Source organism: Arthrobacter sp. U41 (genome assembly GCF_001750145.1).
Lineage (GTDB): Bacteria > Actinomycetota > Actinomycetes > Actinomycetales > Micrococcaceae > Arthrobacter.
This window is the reverse complement of the sequence record NZ_CP015732.1, coordinates 3,812,015-3,827,026: the sequence shown is the minus strand read 5'-3', so window position 1 is coordinate 3,827,026 and position 15,012 is coordinate 3,812,015. Positions and strand designations below refer to the sequence as shown.

Below are 15,012 nucleotides of genomic sequence, written 5' to 3'. Positions count from 1 at the left end.
GCCGCCCGCAGGCTCAGTACCGTCGTCGTAGGAAAAAAGTTCGCGACCAGGCAGGGAACCATGAGTAAAAACAGCAGGAACCGGCATCAGGGCGCGGGCGGGGCGGGAGGCTCCGGCGCCCGGTCCTCCGCACCCCAATCCCTGAGCACGTTCCGGGCCGGCCGTGCCGTGGACGTGCTCACTCCGGCATTTGTCCGGTGGTTCGAGGAGGTATCACCCGGCTCGGCTGCTGCCGCCCTGGAGAGCCTGGTGCCGATAAAGGCAGTCATGGGCCGCTATATGGAATGCATGGCCGCGGCCGACGTGACGAGCCTGGAACCTGCCGGTTTGTCGGTCGCCGTCTCGGAGGAGATCGAGGCCGCGTTGGACGACGGCAGCGCCCCGGCTGGCGAAACGGGTGGCTTCGATGGCACCACGTACGTCGTTCACTCCGTTGGCGCCTTCGTCGAATTCCTCGTCGACACCGGCCGGTGGAGCGGCTCCGAGGATCAACTGGCGGCAGTGCTCGCCTTCCTGGACACCACCGCGGAGGATGAGGGCGGCCAGGGTTTCATCGACGTACCGGACGTCCCCGACCGGGAGGCCCTGGCTGCCTTCGCCGGGCTGCCGCTCATCCGGCGGGCCACCGCGTTGCTCCAGTGGATCGGAGAGGGGAAACCCGTCACGGCCACCGGCGCCCTCCGCCTGCGCGACGTTGAAGCGGCCGCTGCCTGTGTCGGCGTCGCCGTTAGGGGTGGCAGGCAGCGGTCCGGCTTCCCGCTTCCGGGCACAGCGGGTACCGATGGCCCCGTGCCGACGGTCCGGAGCATGTACGAGGTGCCGCTGCTGGCGCAGCTCTGGAACGCGCTGGAAGCGGCCGAGCTCATTGAGATCAAGCCGACGAAGGCAACTCCCTTGGCCGATGCCGGCGTCTTCCTGACCGGGGGGCCTTCGGAGCGGCTGGAGGAAATGGTGTTCTTCGTTGACCAGTTCCTGGACAGAGCCGTGCTCGGATGGGATCCGGCGCAGCCGTGGGAAAGGATGGTAGCGGGGCTGCAGGCATCGATCCTGCTCGCCGCGGCAACGGCGGACCCGCCGGAGAAGGCACGGGTTCTTGCCGCCCCGGACCACGCGCCGCCCGCGGAACGGGCCATGGCGGGCCTGTTGACCGGCGTGGCCCTGACCCGGATGGAGGAGCTCGCGGAGCTGGGGCTGCTGACCATCGACACCCACTTCCGGGTCCCGCCGGCCCTCATCCGGTGCGTTGCGAATGTCTTCGACGACGACTGGGTGCTGGCTGACCTGGGCCTCGGGTCGGACCCGGACGATATCGAGGTCGAACCGACCGGGCACAGCCATGCAGCTCAGGAGCCGACAGCTCCGGCCCCGGCAATGTCCCCGGCCCGGGAAGCAGCGCGGCCTGCCGCTACGCCAATTCTTCAGCTGAAGATCACGCTCAACGATTCGAAACCGCCCGTTTGGCGGCGCATCCTGGTTCCGGCCGGCATGCCGCTCCCTCAACTGCACCAGGCGATCCAGGCACTGTTCGGCTGGCTCGACTATCACCTGCACGAGTTCCGGATCGGAGGATTCCGCGGACGGGCGTATGCGCCGTTGAATCCGGACGGCGAGGACGATTTCTACGGTCATGCATCCCGCGACGAATCGAAGGCGACAGTCGGTGAACTGATGCCTGCTGTGGGAAGCACCATGAGCTACACCTACGACTTTGGCGACAACTGGGTGCTCGCCCTCAAGGTAGAGAAAGTTCTGGCGGACGACGACGGCGGCGGGCAGCTTCCGCGGTGCACCTCGGGACGCGGCGCGGCGCCGGTGGAGGACAGCGGCGGCACCGCGGGGTGGGCGAACATTGTCCAGGCGGTCAATGATCCCCGCCACGAAGACCACAAGGAATACCGGGAATGGCTCGGAATGCTGCCGGGAGACACGCTGGACCCCACGGCCTTTGACGTGGAAGAAGCCAACGAGGACCTCGCCGACGTCATTTTCTGATCACTGCCGACTGGCCGATGCCTGTAGATTGGGTGCCCCTCGGGCTGCCAGCTATCTGTGGGGTTCGGTAGGGTCGGTTCATGGACAGCGGCACCTTGGGCAATTTCTTCCTGGTTCTCTTTTTTGTGCTGTTGGGAGGGGTCTTCGCAGGTACGGAAATGGCGTTGGTGTCGCTTCGCGAAAGTCAGGTGCGCCTGATAGAGAAGGCGGGGAGGGGCGGGGCCAAGACTGCCGCCTTGGCGCGGAACCCCAACCGATTCCTCTCCACCGTCCAGATTGGTGTGACGCTTTCGGGCTTTTTCTCAGCCGCTTACGGTGCTTCCACGATTGCACCCGACATAGAGCCCCTCCTGGCAGGTCTGGGGTTGGGTCCTGCGGCCGAGCCGGCGTCCTTTATCGGCATGACGTTGCTGGTGGCATATCTGTCCCTGGTGCTGGGTGAGCTGGTGCCCAAGAGATTGGCGATGCAGAACGCTGTTGGCTTCACGAAGGTTCTGGCCCCTCCGCTGATCATGCTTTCGGAAATCATGCGACCCGTCATCTGGATTCTGTCCGTGTCAACCAATGCCCTGGTCAAGCTATTTGGCGGGGATCCCAACGCCAAACAGGACAGTGTCAGCTCCGAGGAACTTTGGGACATGGTTGCACAGAGCGACATGCTGGAGGAAAACAGCCGAAGCATCCTCAAGGACGTGTTTGGGGCGGGGGACCGTTCGCTGCAGGAAGTCATGCGCCCCCGCACGGAGGTGGCCTTCATCGACGGCACACTGAGCATTGCGGCCGCACGCAGCATGGTCAAGGACGGCCCGTACTCGCGCTATCCGGTGATTGGCCGGACCGCCGATGACGTCCTCGGATTCGTCCACATTCGAGACCTGATGCCCCGGCATGAAGAAGACTTTGACGAGCGGACCGTGAACGAAATTGTTCGGGAAATCCTTCCGCTGCCGGGAACGAACAGGGTCCTGCCTTCACTGGCCAGAATGCGCAGGCTGGGTCATCACATCGCGCTGGTGGTTGACGAGTACGGCGGCACGGACGGCATCGTCACCCTGGAAGATCTGGTCGAGGAACTGGTGGGTGAAATCTACGACGAGTACGACACCGGGGCCGACCACGAGGATCGCGTCAGCGTGGCCAACGGATCCGTCGACGTCGACGGCGGACTGATTCTGCAGGAGTTTGAGTCGGTGACCGGCATTGCACTGCCAGACGGTCACTACGAGACAGTCGCCGGATTTGTCATGGATCGGTTGGGCCGCCTGCCCCGCAGGGGGGATCGGGTGGAAGTGAGCGACCACGTGTTGACGGTGGTCGCGATGGGCGGGGGCGGCCTGCGCGTTGCCCGGATCCGGGTGACCGCCACGAATTCGCATCCGGAGGAACCTTGAATAATACCTCGTGGGTGCCCGGGGGCGATCCGTGGGCGGGCCTCTGGATAGTGTCCGGAAACAGGCAGATAATAGACGCAAGCACGTCCCGTGCCCATGGCCGGGGAGTCGGCGCCATGGTTCCGGCTCTGGGTTTCCGGCCGCACTTTCGGGGAGGAAGGATCCCGTGCCGCTGTCGGATGAAGAGCGCAGACGACTTGAAATGCTCGAACAGGACCTGGCCGCAAGCGACCCGGACCTCAACCTCGAATTGCAGTCCGGACATCCGCGCGGGATGGCTGCCCGCGCAGTCTTCGGTATCCTGGCCGCTTTGGCCGGTTTCGCACTGATAATCGCGGGGATCATCACCCAGCTCACAATCATCGGCGTCATCGGCTTTCTCCTGATGGGCGCCGGCGCCCACTGGTTCCTCAGCGGCTACCGCCCGCTCGATGGGCCCGGGTTCCTTATCAACCCCCAGAGCGAGGGGAAATCGTCCCCGTCAGGGCCTGAACCCGGAACTACCTAGTCCATCCGCCACGAAGTTGGGGTGCACCCGGTGGAATTCGAACCCATGACCCGAGGATCAAAAATCCACTGCTCTGCCCGCTGAGCTACGGGTGCAGGAGGCCGGCCGGCGCCGATGGCGGCGTCGGCGCGGTGCCTGCCCGTGCGCGGTTCAGTCCCGGTCGTCGTCGTCGTCATCGTCATCGTCGTCCCGATCAGGTTTCTGGGTCATCGCCTCCGGCGGCGGCGGGAATCGCTCCGCCGGATAGAGTCCGCCGGCCTCGAGCATGTAGTTCGCCCACTGCGGGCCGGCGAGCATATAGCCGTCAATGCTTTTGTAGAACTTGCCGTTGACGGTGATGTTCTGGCCGGGCCGCTTTTGACCTTCCAGGGCGTCCCCGAAGAAGGATGCTGTGGCCAGGCCGCTGGTGTAGCCGACCACCCAGGTGGCGCCGTTGGTGTTTGAGGTGCCGGTCTTAGCCGCCACCGGGAAGCGGGTGTGGACCTTGGGTTTGATGTAGATGCCTGACCCCTTTTTCAGCACGTCCTGGAGCACGGAGTTCACGCCCCGGGCGACGTCGGGCTTGATGGCCTCACGGCAGGATGTGGTCTGGGCCGGGAACTGCTGTCCCGCCGAGTCGGTCACTGCCACAATGGCGACGGGCTCGCAGTACGTGCCGTCGTTGGCGAAGGTGGCAAAGGCATTGGCCAAAACGAGGGGCGCCACGCCAGTCGCCCCCAGCAGGTTGCCGAGTTGATGCATGTTGACCGGTGCGTGATCCAGACCGCTGTGGATTCCAGCGGCATCCACCATCTTCTGGATGCCGCAAAAGTCCAGCTGGGCGGCCTCCGCGAAGGTGGCGGTGTTGATGGAGTTGTACAACCCGTAGTCGACGCGCATTTTGTGGTAGTAACCGTCGTCGTTGTTCTGCAGGTCGTCCGCCGCGCCGCGGTTCTTCTCCTTCGTGTTGTAGGCACCGAGCACCTCGCCGCAGCTGGACTTCCAAGGGAAATCGAGGGGATACGTCCGCCGGGAGGCATCCACCGTGTCAGCCAGGGACCTGCCCTCGTTGAGCCATTGCGCCAAAGTGAACGGTTTCATGGTGGATCCGGGCTGGAATCCGCCGGCGCCGTTCAGGTCATTTCCCTTGGCGTCCTTGGAATCCACGTTGAAGTTCAGCTGGGTATCGAATTTCCCGGGTTCCGGGAGGAACACGGTGTTCTGCGCCATCGCCAGGATCTTCCCCGTGCCCGGACCGATGGAGACCAGCGACGCGCCCCACTTGTCCGGGTTAGCGCCCGCCGTGGCATCAACCTGCGCTTGCGCTGCCAGCTGCAGCCGGCTGTCCAGCGTGGTGGTGATGGTCAGACCGCCGCGGTACAGACTGCTGACCCGGGTGGCCAGGTCGACGCCGTAGGCCGGGTTGTTGAGAATGAGGTGCGAAACGTAGTCGCAAAAGTACGGTGCCATCTCCGCACCGGCGCACCCCTGTTTCCCCGGCGTGATGTTGAGCTCCACCCCGGCGGCGGCGGCGGCATCGTGTTCTGCCTGGGAGATGTGGCCGACCTCGAGCATTGCGTCGAGGACCTGGTTGCGCCGGGCGAGGGCGTTGTCGGGGTAGACGGCCGGATTGTAGAAGCTGGGGCTTTTCACCATGCCGGCGAGGAGGGCTGCCTGCGGCAGGGTCAGGTCCTTGGCTGTGGTGCTGAAGAAGTGGCGCGACGCGGCTTCGATTCCGTAGGCATCCCGGCTGAAGAACACGATGTTCAGGTAGCCCTCGAGGATCTGGTCCTTCGTGTACTTCTTCTCCAGTTCGAGCGCGAGCTTTATTTCGCGGACCTTGTCGCCGACGCTCTTCTGCCCGCTGAGGACGATCCGGTCTCCCTTGTCCGCCGACATCAGGGACTCATTGAGAATGTTGGTGACATACTGCTGGGTCAGGGTTGAGGCTCCCTGCCTGCTGCCACTGGTCAGGTTCGATGTCAGGGCGCGAAGAATCCCCTGGGGGTCTATCCCTGCGTGTTCGTAGAAGCGGCGGTCCTCGACGGCGACAATGGCGTCCTTGATGTGGGGGGACATCTGGTCCAGGCTGATCTTCACCCGGTTCTCCGCGTAAAACGTGGCGATCAGCTTCCCGTCCGAGGTCAAAACCGTGGTCGACTGCGACGGCGAATCGACTCTCAATTCGGACGGCAGGCCATTGAAGAACACGATCGATTCCCGCAGCGCGACAGCCGCCCCGGCGACGGCAGGAACCACGAGGCTGGCGGCCAGTACGCCGCAGACCGCGCTCACCGTGAAGTACCCGAGCACCCTTCGGAGGGCCTTGGCCAGCCGCGATCCGGATCGAGCCATCTCTTGCTCCTAGCGGTATTCCGCCGCCCGGTATTCCGCCGGCGTCATCACCTTTGGCTTTGATGTTGACACTCCTCTTCGGACGGGACAAGACTGTCTCCACACAACAAACGCTGATGGACTTTCCAGCGACTTGGAGTGAGGTGGGAAAATGCCGATTCCGGCTCCATTCGAATACTCGCGGACCCCGTGATGGACACCGTGCTTGATGGCGGCCACAGCCCGCCGCCAAAGACTCAGCGCGTGCTGTTCGCCAGCGCGGAGGCTTATCCGTTCGTTAAGGTGGGCGGGCTGGCCGACGTCAGCAGTGCGCTGCCGAAGAGGCTGGCCAATCTCGGCTTCGACGTCCGCCTGGTGATCCCGGGGTATCGGGGGCTCGGCGGGAGCAAGGTGCTGGCGTTCGAGGTGCCGTTCGGCCCGGTCGCCGAGCGCGTCGTGGTCCGCCGTCTGCCGCCGCTGGGCGGAGTGGACGTCGTCACCCTGGACCTTCCGGGGTGGTTCGACCGTGAGGTCCCCTACAGCTACCAGGACGACGACGTCATGCCATTCGTGCTGTTCTCAAAGGCCGTCACGACGCTGGCGGCGCAGGACTCGTGGCGTCCCCACCTCATCCACTGCAACGACTGGCACTGCGGGCTGGTGGCCCAGGACGCCCGGCAGGGACCGCACCGGCGTGCACTGGAGCGCACCGGGATCGTTTTCACGATCCACAACATCGCCTACCAGGGGCGGGTCGGGGCTGCCACCGACCAGTTGATAGGACTGCCGCCGGCCGGGACCCTGCTTGAGCGGGGCATCGCCTTCGCCGATCGGGTCAACACCGTCAGCCCGCGCTATATGCAGGAGATCCTCACGCCGGCCCAGGGGGCCGGAATGGACGGACTGCTGCGCGCCCGGGGGGATACCGCACGGGGCATCCTCAACGGTGTCGACTACGAGGAATTCGACCCCGAGCGGGACCCGTGGATCGACACCCGCTATGACGGCTCCTTCATCGCCGGAAAGGCCTCGAACAAGGAGGCCCTGCAGCGGATCAGCAAGCTGGAGCGCGCCCCGGAGCGTCCGCTCTTCGGCATGGTGGCCCGGCTGGTGTCGCAGAAGGGGGTCGGACTGCTGTCCTCGGCACTGGACCAGATAGTGGCCCGGGGAGCCCAGGTGGTGGTGATGGGCGAGGGTGCGCTCCGGTACCGGCGTGAGCTGCAGGCCGCGGCCCGGCGTCTCCCCGGCAATGTGGCGTACCACCCCGACTCGCGCGAATCCCTGGCCCGGCAGGTCTACGCAGGCTCGGATTTCTTCCTGGCACCCTCCGTCTTTGAACCGTGCGGGCTGACACCGCTGATCGCCCTGCGGTACGGCACCGTCCCCGTCGTCCGACGTACCGGGGGCCTCGCGGACACGGTGACGGATTACGCCGAGGATCCGGCCGCGGGACTGGGGTTCGTGTTCGTCCAGCGCCGTGTCGCGTCGATGCTGTCGGCGGTCGACAGCGCGCTCGCGGTCTACCGGCGCGAGCCCGAGTGGCGTCGGCTGCAGCAGCGGGTGATGGCGGCGGACTTCTCCTGGCGGGCGCCCGCCAGTGAATACGTCGCCCTCTACGACGAGGCTGTGCGCTCGCGGTGCGGTGCCGACGTCGCCCGCGCCGCCGACGTCGTCGTTCCCGGCGCGGTGCGGCCCGGCGCCCCGCGGACTGGCGCCCCGGCGCCCCGGTCGAGGCCGCGCCCGGCCCCGCTTCCCCTGGCCCTTGTCCACCACGCCAACCAGTATCTGGTCACAGACGGCTATCAGGACCGGGAGGGCCTCACCCAGATCGTGACCGGTTACGCGGCGCTGCTGAAGCTGCACGAGAAGTACCGCACCCCGGTCGCCATCCACCTGTCCGGAACCATGGTTGAAGCGGTCGCCTGGCACCACCCCTGGTTTCTCGACGACGTCCGCCGGCTTCGCGACATCGGCCTGCTCTCGCTCGTCGGCGGAACCTACTCCGAAAACGTCCTGACCGCCTTCGACGCGGAGTACAACCGGCGGCAGCTGCACGAGCTGTTCTGGCTCTACCGGCGTCACCTGGGGTGCGCGCCGGAGGACCTGGAGATCTGCTGGGTCCCAGAACGGGTGTGGGACACCGAACGCCTGGCCGGGACCCTGACAAACCCGGCCCTGCCCAACGGAGGCTACCGGTACGTCCTGCTCGACGACCGGCTGCTCTATCCCACCGACGGCGCCCACGGGGGCAGCGACCGTGCGGACTTCGACGGGGCCGATCCGGCCAGTCCTCCGCCGGCCGATGCGCTGCGCCCGTACCGCATCGAAGGCGGCAACGGCCTGCAGGTTGTGCCGATGTCGACCCGGCTGCGCTACTGGATTCCCCCGGAGGACCGGAGGCACTGGCGCAGCCTCTCCCGCGCGGCCGAACTGCCGACCGCCCCTGGCGATGACACCGTCCTGGTGTACGCCGACGACATGGAGAAGAGCGCCGGGGTGGGTCCGTGGCACCCCAGTGCGCTCGGGCGGTACGAGGAGTTCCTGCGCTGGCTGGCCACCCAGCCGCACCTGATACCGGTGGATCTGCCCTCGTGGCTCCGCGAGCGCCGTCGGGTCCCCGGCGTCCGCGAAGTGGAGCGCGGCACCTTCGTGGAACTGGCACAGGACTGGCACGCGGGGGAGGACTACCGCGGCTGGGGCCAGGACCAGGCCTGGCGCCCGTATCAGGAGCATCTCACCCGGGCCCGCCGCGCCGTCGCCGTCGCGGAAAGTGCCGGCGCCGAACCGCGGCTGACCGCGCTGGCCTGGAAACACCTGCTGGCTTCGGGGTACGAGACGGCCTGGCACGACACAAACCTGCCGGAGCGTCCCCCGGCCGCCTGGGCCAAGGCGGTGGCAAGCCATGGGCGCGCCACCGAAGTGCTGGCGGCCGCGGCCCGGTGGTTCGGCGGCCCGGCCCGAGAGCTCGGTGCCGAACTGGTCGACATCGACGACGACGGCACGGAGGAGCTGGTCCTGAGGAGCGAGCACCTCTTCGCCGTGCTGGCCCCGGCGTGCGGCGGGCGCCTGGTCTACCTGGCATGCCGCGGCCCGGACGGCGGTGTGCTGGTGATCGGGAACCCCACCGATGACTGGAACCGTCAGGAGGAGTTGAACAGCTATATGGACGTCCCGGGCAACCACCCCGGTGCGCTCGCCGACGCTGGGGGCGTTCATGACCGGCACGAGGTGGCCATCCATGCCGCGGACGGGGCCATTCGGGTGGAGCTGGCGAACGCGCAGGAGGGCAGTCCGCTGCTGGGGCTCCGCAAGCGGATCGTCCTTGACGACGCGAGTCCCTCGCTGCTGGTCGCCTATGACCTGCCCGCGGCGGCACCCGGGCTCACCGTCGAGGCCTGCCTCTCGCCGGACTACTACCGGCTGCTCCGCCACGGTGTGGCCGGGCTGCAGCGCCAGCGGGGACGGAGCTGGCGCGGCGCCTGCAACCGCGGGGCGGGGGTCTGGATCGCCCTGGCCGACGACGAGGACACCGCCTGGGATGACTCCTCCGGGCCCGACCCGGGGCATGGCGTGCTCGTGCGGGTGCGCGCCGGAGCGCGGTCCTTCCATCTGCTCATCGGCGTGGGTGAGATCGACGACGACACCGCGGCGCGGGCCCTCCAGACGGGTCGGGAACGGCTCGCCGGCCTGACCGCCCGCGGCCAGGCTGGAGGCCGGGGGTGAGCGCCGGCGCCGGCGCCGTTTCGGTCACGGCCACGGCTGCAACGGCGCCGCGGGCTGTACGGCTCGCAATCGCCGAGTCGCTGCTGGTCACGCCGCCACCGCTGGATGCCCTGCCCCCCGGGCAGGTGCAGGTGGTCACCCGCTCGGTGGTGCACGCCTCCCGCAGCCGGCCGGTCGTCAGGTGGACGGTCACCTTCGACACCGGGCAGGGCCCCCGGGCCCCGCTGGCGGTGATCGGCAAGGGGTACCGGGCCGGAGGCGGCGAGCAGGCGTGGCGGTTGCTGGGCGAGCTGCGTCAGGCGGGCCTCGACGGCGTCGAGCACCAGGTCCCGGCGCCTTATGGCTTCGACCCGGAACGGCAGCTCCTCGCGATGGAGGAGGCGCCGGCCGCCACGCTCCACTCGCTCCTGGACGGCGACCCGGGGACAGCCGCACCCGAGGCCGCGCGGGCCGGCCGCTGGCTGGCGCGCCTGCACGGCGTCCGCGGCGTGCAGGTGCCGGAGCTGCCGGCGGACTTTGAGCGGACCAAGCTCACCGAGTACGCCGGGGCGCTTGCCAAGCTGCTGCCGCAGGCTGCCGGCCGGCTGGACGAGCTGACCGAGGCGACCCTGGCGGGCCTGGCCGGCGCCGTTGGCTCCCGGGTGGTGACCCATGGGGACTTCCAGCCCAAGAACATCCATCTGGACCAACACCGCGTCGTTGTGATCGACTTCGACCGGGCCGCCCGGGCTCCGGCCGCCCGGGACCTCGGCCACTTCATCGGGCAGGCCCTGACCATGGGCGCCGCACGGCACGGGGGACTGGACGCCGCCGCGCCCTGGGTGGAGGCCTTCCTGGACGGCTACGCCGACGCCGGCGGCGGAGCCGATGCCGTCCGGTCCGCCCCGGCGTACGTGGCCCGAACCTTCGCCGAGGTCCTCTTCTACCGCCTCGTGGTCCGCCCGGTCGGGAACGCGTCGTTCGTGCCGGACTGGCTCGTCGGCTGGGAATCTGCTGTGGAGGCCGCGGCGGGAGGCGGATACCGATGAGTGGAGCCGGCACCTGGATCACGCCTCATCACCGTCGGTCGGCTCCCCGGACGGGGGGCGCCTCCGGCAGGCCGGTCATGAGCGCCGGCGCGATTGTGCGGACCTTCGGCCCCTTCCTGCGGCCGCAATGGGCCGGTTGCCTGCTGGCCGGGCTGCTGGCAGTCGTCGGGACGGGCGTTGCACTGCTCAAGCCGTGGCCGCTGAAATTTCTCTTCGACGAGGTATTGCTCCCCACCGGCGATTCGGCCGGCCGGAACGTACAACAGATCCTCGTCTTCGTCGTCCTGGCGCTGGCTGGCATCACCGTCCTGGACTCCCTCGTGGGGGCGGCACGTAGTTACACCCAGACCGTGGTCGGCGAGCGGGTGGCCGCCGCGCTCCGCACGAAGCTGTACGACCATCTGCAGCGGTTGCCGCTCGCGTACCACGAGCGGACACCGACCGGTGAGCTGACGACCCGCCTGACCGGGGACATCGACAAGGTGCGCGCGCTGCTGACCGTGACGCTCGTCGACGCCGCGACCAACGTGCTCACGCTGGCCGGCATGGCGGGGGTGCTGCTGGTCCTGGACTGGGAGCTCAGCGCGGCGCTGCTGCTGGTGCTGCCCCTGCTCCTGCTGACAGTGGCCAGCTTCCGCGCCCGGATCAGGGCGGTCGAGGAGGATTCGCGCGCGATCGAGGGGGATCTTGCGGCGGTGGCGCAGGAATCGCTGGTGGCGGTCAAACTGGTCAAGGCCACCGGGCGGGAAGGACACGAGTCCTGTCGCTTCCGGAGCCGTTCGGACGCTGCCGTCGCCGCTGTGCTCCGCTCCGCCCGCACCAGCGCCGCGTTCGTGGCCGCCGTGGACTCGGTGGTCGCCGTGGCGATCGCGGGCCTGGTCTGGCTCGGGGCCGAGCGCGTGCTGGCCGGTGTCCTCACTCCGGGTGACCTGGTGATCTTCACGTCATATCTGCGTGACTTCTTCGGACCCACCCGGGCGCTGTCCAAGCTTCCCGCCCAACTGACCCGCGCCGGCGTCCGCGCTGCCCGCATCGCCGACACCCTCCAGCGGCGGCCGGAGGTGGAGGACAAGCCCGATGCCCGCACGGCCGGCCGGCCACGGGAGGGGCTCAGCCTGGACGGGGTCGGGTTCGCCTACACGGCGGGCCAGCCCGTCCTGCGGGACGTCAACCTGACGGTACCGGTGGGCACCACCCTCGCTGTCGTCGGGCCCACCGGGGCGGGGAAGTCGACGATCGCTGCCCTGCTGTGCCGGCTGCAGGACCCCACCAGCGGCCGTGTCCTCCTCGACGATGCGGACCTGCGCGATCTCACCGGCGCCAGCCTGCACACCCAGGTCGGGCTGGTCACCCAGGATGCCCTGCTGTTTCGGGCCTCCGTCCGGGACAACATCGCATACGCCCGTCCCGGCGCCTCCGCGGAAGAGGTCGAGTTCGCCGCCCGCGCGGCCCAGGCCCACGACTTCGTGCAGGCGTTGCCTGAGGGCTACGAGACGGTCCTGGCCGAACGCGGTGCGACACTGTCCGGCGGGCAACGGCAGCGGCTAGCACTGGCCCGGGCGGTCCTGCAGGGCTGCCCGATCCTGGTGCTCGATGAACCGACGACCGGCCTGGACGCCCGGTCCGAGGACGCCGTACTGCGCGCCCTTCGGCAGGTCAGCTCCGGACGGACCACGGTGATCATCACCCACCGGATGGCGGCGGCAATGACCGCGGACGAGATCGTGGTCCTGGACGCGGGGCGGGTGGTGGAACGCGGTACGCACCGGAGGCTGATTGCGGCGGGCGGCCTCTACGCGGAGATGTGCCTGCTCCAGGGGATCACCGACCACCGGGCGCTCCTGGACCACAGCGCGGCAGGCTATGGCCGCCACGCGGCCCCACCCCGCGACGTCGGAATGGACCAGCCCACAACCCGCCTTTCGAAGCCGACAACCCCTTCCCCGTAACGGAGGACGTATGGACCGTACCCAGAACCACACGCAGTACCGCCACGTGAAGGAGCAGCAGGCCGACCGTGCCGAACGGGTCCGCAGCACGGAATTCCTCGAGCGCTATGTCCGCCCCCACCTGGGCGCGGACGCGCCGGCCGGGGGATCGTGGGCCACAGAGGTGATCCAGCTGGACGGTACCGGGGCCGCCACCGTGCGGATCGAGCTCGACGGCGGCGCCCCCGTGTTCGCCAAACTGTTCCCGTTCGAGGACGGCCCTGCGGTGCACACGAAGCTGCAGGCGCTCCGCGCCGCGGGACTGGGCGCCGGAGCCCCGTTCCAGGCGGTCGAGCCGCTGGCCTGGTACGGGGAGGAGAAGGTCCTGCTCTGCCGCGGCGCGCCGGGCAGGCCGCTGTCGGACCTGCTCGGCAGCGACGGCGCGGAGCTCGCAGCGGCCTGTGCCCGGGCCGGGGCATGGCTGGCACACCTGAACGGGGCGGACCTTCGAGTCGGGCTCCCGCAATCCCTCCTGGTCACGGGCGAGCTGACCAGTATGGCCAAGCGTCTGGCAAAGGTGGCAGCCGAGCGCCCCGGCTACCTGGACACGGGATTGGCCATGCTCGACCGACTGGACGACCTCACCCGCGACACCGTGGACGGCGTCCTGGCCCAGAGCCACGGGCAGTACCGGCCGATCCACGTCTTCCTGACCGAGGACATCGTGACCGTGATTGACCTCGACCGCAGCGCACCGGCGGACCCCGCACGCGATGTTGCCGAGTTCCTGCACCGGCTGCGGGTGGGCGTGCATGACGCCACCGGTGATGTCAGCCGGGCCAACCAGGCGAGTGCGGCGTTCCTGGGCGCCTACCGGGAAGCCGCGGGCGGCGACCGGCTGGCGAACCTGCGTTTCCACTGGGCGCGCCACATCCTGCACAGCCTCAACCGCAGCGTCAAGACAGGGGAGGCGGACTGGCGTGATGACGGCGACGCCGAATTCAGGCTGTACCGGGACGAGTTCTACCGGGTGGCAGAAGGAAGGGCCGGGGCATGATGCTATCCGGGGGGACACTGTTGGACCGCGCCGGTCAGGAGCTCCCGCTGGCCGAGCTCGCCATCCAGTGGCCGCTGGGCGGCTGGACCTCGGTCAGCCCGGTGCCGGGCGGCAAAAACGAACACCTGCGCCTGGCAACCGCGGCCGGCGTCCACTATCTGCGCCGGTCCTACCGGTCCAAGCCGCTGGAGGAGCTCGCTGGCCAGTTGGCCCTCATGCGGCTGCTCCGAAGCCGCGGGTTCCCGGCACCGGAGGTGGTCCCGGCCAGCACCGGCGCCGACCATGTCGAGCTCTTCGGCCGGTTCTGGATCGCAACCCGCGGCGTCGAGGGGGAGCCGTTCGACGACGGCTCGCGGGCGCACCTGCATGCTCTGGGCCGGACGCTCGCCCGCTACCACCGGGTCGTCGCCGATCAGCCCGCGCCGGCGGCCGAGCCGGCCGTGCTCGGCGAGTTGCGCAGCCGGGCCGCTGAACCGGAGGTGGATCCCGCCCTCCAGGACAGGACCGCGCACCTGGTGGAGCGACTGACCGGCCTGCTCCCGGACCTTCCCCGGGTGGTCGTGCACGGCGGCGCCCGCCGCGGCAGCCTCGTCTTCCGCGGCGACCAGGTGGTGGGGGTCCTGGACTTCGACAGCTCCCACCCGGACATCCGGGTGCTCGATCTCGCCGTCGCCGTTCACGACGCCGGCAAGGTCTACACCCGCACCGGCCAGGCCGACCACAAGGTCGCGCTGGATCTCAACCGCGTCACGGAGCTGCTCGCCGCCTACAGCCGGGAGACGCCACCCACAGCGGCAGAAGTCGAAGCCCTGCCGCTGCTGCTCGAGGCCAAACGGCTGAAGCGGGGCCTCGGGCGGCGCAGCCGGATACGGGACGGGGAAACCCTGTCCGACAACGACCACGAAAAGATCCGCCTGGAGGACCACCGGCTCGCCTGGCTGGACGGGCACCGGGACGCCCTGGCGGCCGCCTGCCGGCAGGCGGCCCTCGGCCCAATCGGATCAGCACGCCCCTGAACCCGGGAGCAGCCAAGGCACGCCAACCGGCTACGAATCCAATTTCCGGGGAGGAA

The 15,012-nt window shown here is 68.6% G+C and carries 9 protein-coding genes and 1 tRNA gene; 8 read left to right on the top strand and 2 right to left on the bottom strand.

Annotation, left to right across the window (positions count from 1 at the left end; all coding sequences use genetic code 11):
• The first annotated feature begins 60 nt into the window (after positions 1-60).
• From ASPU41_RS22260 to ASPU41_RS17410, 3 genes are all read left to right on the top strand, one after another.
• The gene (locus tag ASPU41_RS22260) at positions 61-1,992 is read left to right on the top strand and encodes a plasmid pRiA4b ORF-3 family protein (RefSeq protein WP_083266595.1); all 1,932 of its coding nucleotides are present in this window, start codon (positions 61-63) and stop codon (positions 1,990-1,992) included.
• An 80-nt stretch (positions 1,993-2,072) separates the two neighbouring features.
• A complete protein-coding gene (locus ASPU41_RS17415; RefSeq protein WP_069951982.1) occupies positions 2,073-3,383 on the top strand; it encodes a hemolysin family protein in 1,311 nt (436 codons plus the stop codon).
• A 202-nt stretch (positions 3,384-3,585) separates the two neighbouring features.
• Positions 3,586-3,891 carry a DUF3040 domain-containing protein gene (locus tag ASPU41_RS17410; protein ID WP_231941110.1) on the top strand — a complete coding sequence of 102 codons (306 nt, stop codon included), beginning with the start codon at positions 3,586-3,588 and terminating at the stop codon, positions 3,889-3,891.
• A gap of 22 nt (positions 3,892-3,913) precedes the next feature.
• Here the strand turns inward: ASPU41_RS17410 and ASPU41_RS17405 are convergent.
• Both ASPU41_RS17405 and ASPU41_RS17400 read right to left on the bottom strand, forming a co-directional pair.
• A tRNA-Lys gene (locus ASPU41_RS17405) sits at positions 3,914-3,986 on the bottom strand.
• Positions 3,987-4,041: 55 nt separating this feature from the next.
• Entirely contained in the window at positions 4,042-6,225 is a 2,184-nt protein-coding gene (locus ASPU41_RS17400; RefSeq protein ID WP_069951981.1) for a transglycosylase domain-containing protein, read from the bottom strand.
• 243 nt (positions 6,226-6,468) lie between these two features.
• On the opposite strand from ASPU41_RS17400, the gene ASPU41_RS17395 reads away from it, so the two are divergent.
• The 5 genes from ASPU41_RS17395 (at position 6,469) to ASPU41_RS17375 (ending at position 14,956) form a co-directional block, all read left to right on the top strand.
• Entirely contained in the window at positions 6,469-9,927 is a 3,459-nt protein-coding gene (locus ASPU41_RS17395) for a glycogen/starch synthase (RefSeq protein WP_197515695.1), read from the top strand.
• Positions 9,924-10,955: a phosphotransferase gene (locus ASPU41_RS17390; protein ID WP_069951979.1), complete on the top strand. Its 1,032-nt coding sequence runs from the start codon at positions 9,924-9,926 to the stop codon at positions 10,953-10,955. Before ASPU41_RS17395 ends, ASPU41_RS17390 begins: the two co-directional genes overlap by 4 nt.
• A 77-nt stretch (positions 10,956-11,032) precedes the next feature.
• Positions 11,033-12,904: an ABC transporter ATP-binding protein gene (locus tag ASPU41_RS17385; RefSeq protein WP_069951978.1), complete on the top strand. Its 1,872-nt coding sequence runs from the start codon at positions 11,033-11,035 to the stop codon at positions 12,902-12,904.
• A gap of 10 nt (positions 12,905-12,914) precedes the next feature.
• Positions 12,915-13,940, top strand: coding sequence for a phosphotransferase (locus ASPU41_RS17380; RefSeq protein ID WP_069951977.1), 1,026 nt, complete (start codon positions 12,915-12,917; stop codon positions 13,938-13,940).
• Complete coding sequence (locus ASPU41_RS17375) at positions 13,937-14,956, top strand: phosphotransferase enzyme family protein (protein ID WP_083266591.1); 1,020 nt, start codon at positions 13,937-13,939, stop codon at positions 14,954-14,956. The genes ASPU41_RS17380 and ASPU41_RS17375 overlap by 4 nt, the downstream gene beginning before the upstream one ends.
• The last annotated feature ends 56 nt before the right edge of the window (positions 14,957-15,012 follow it).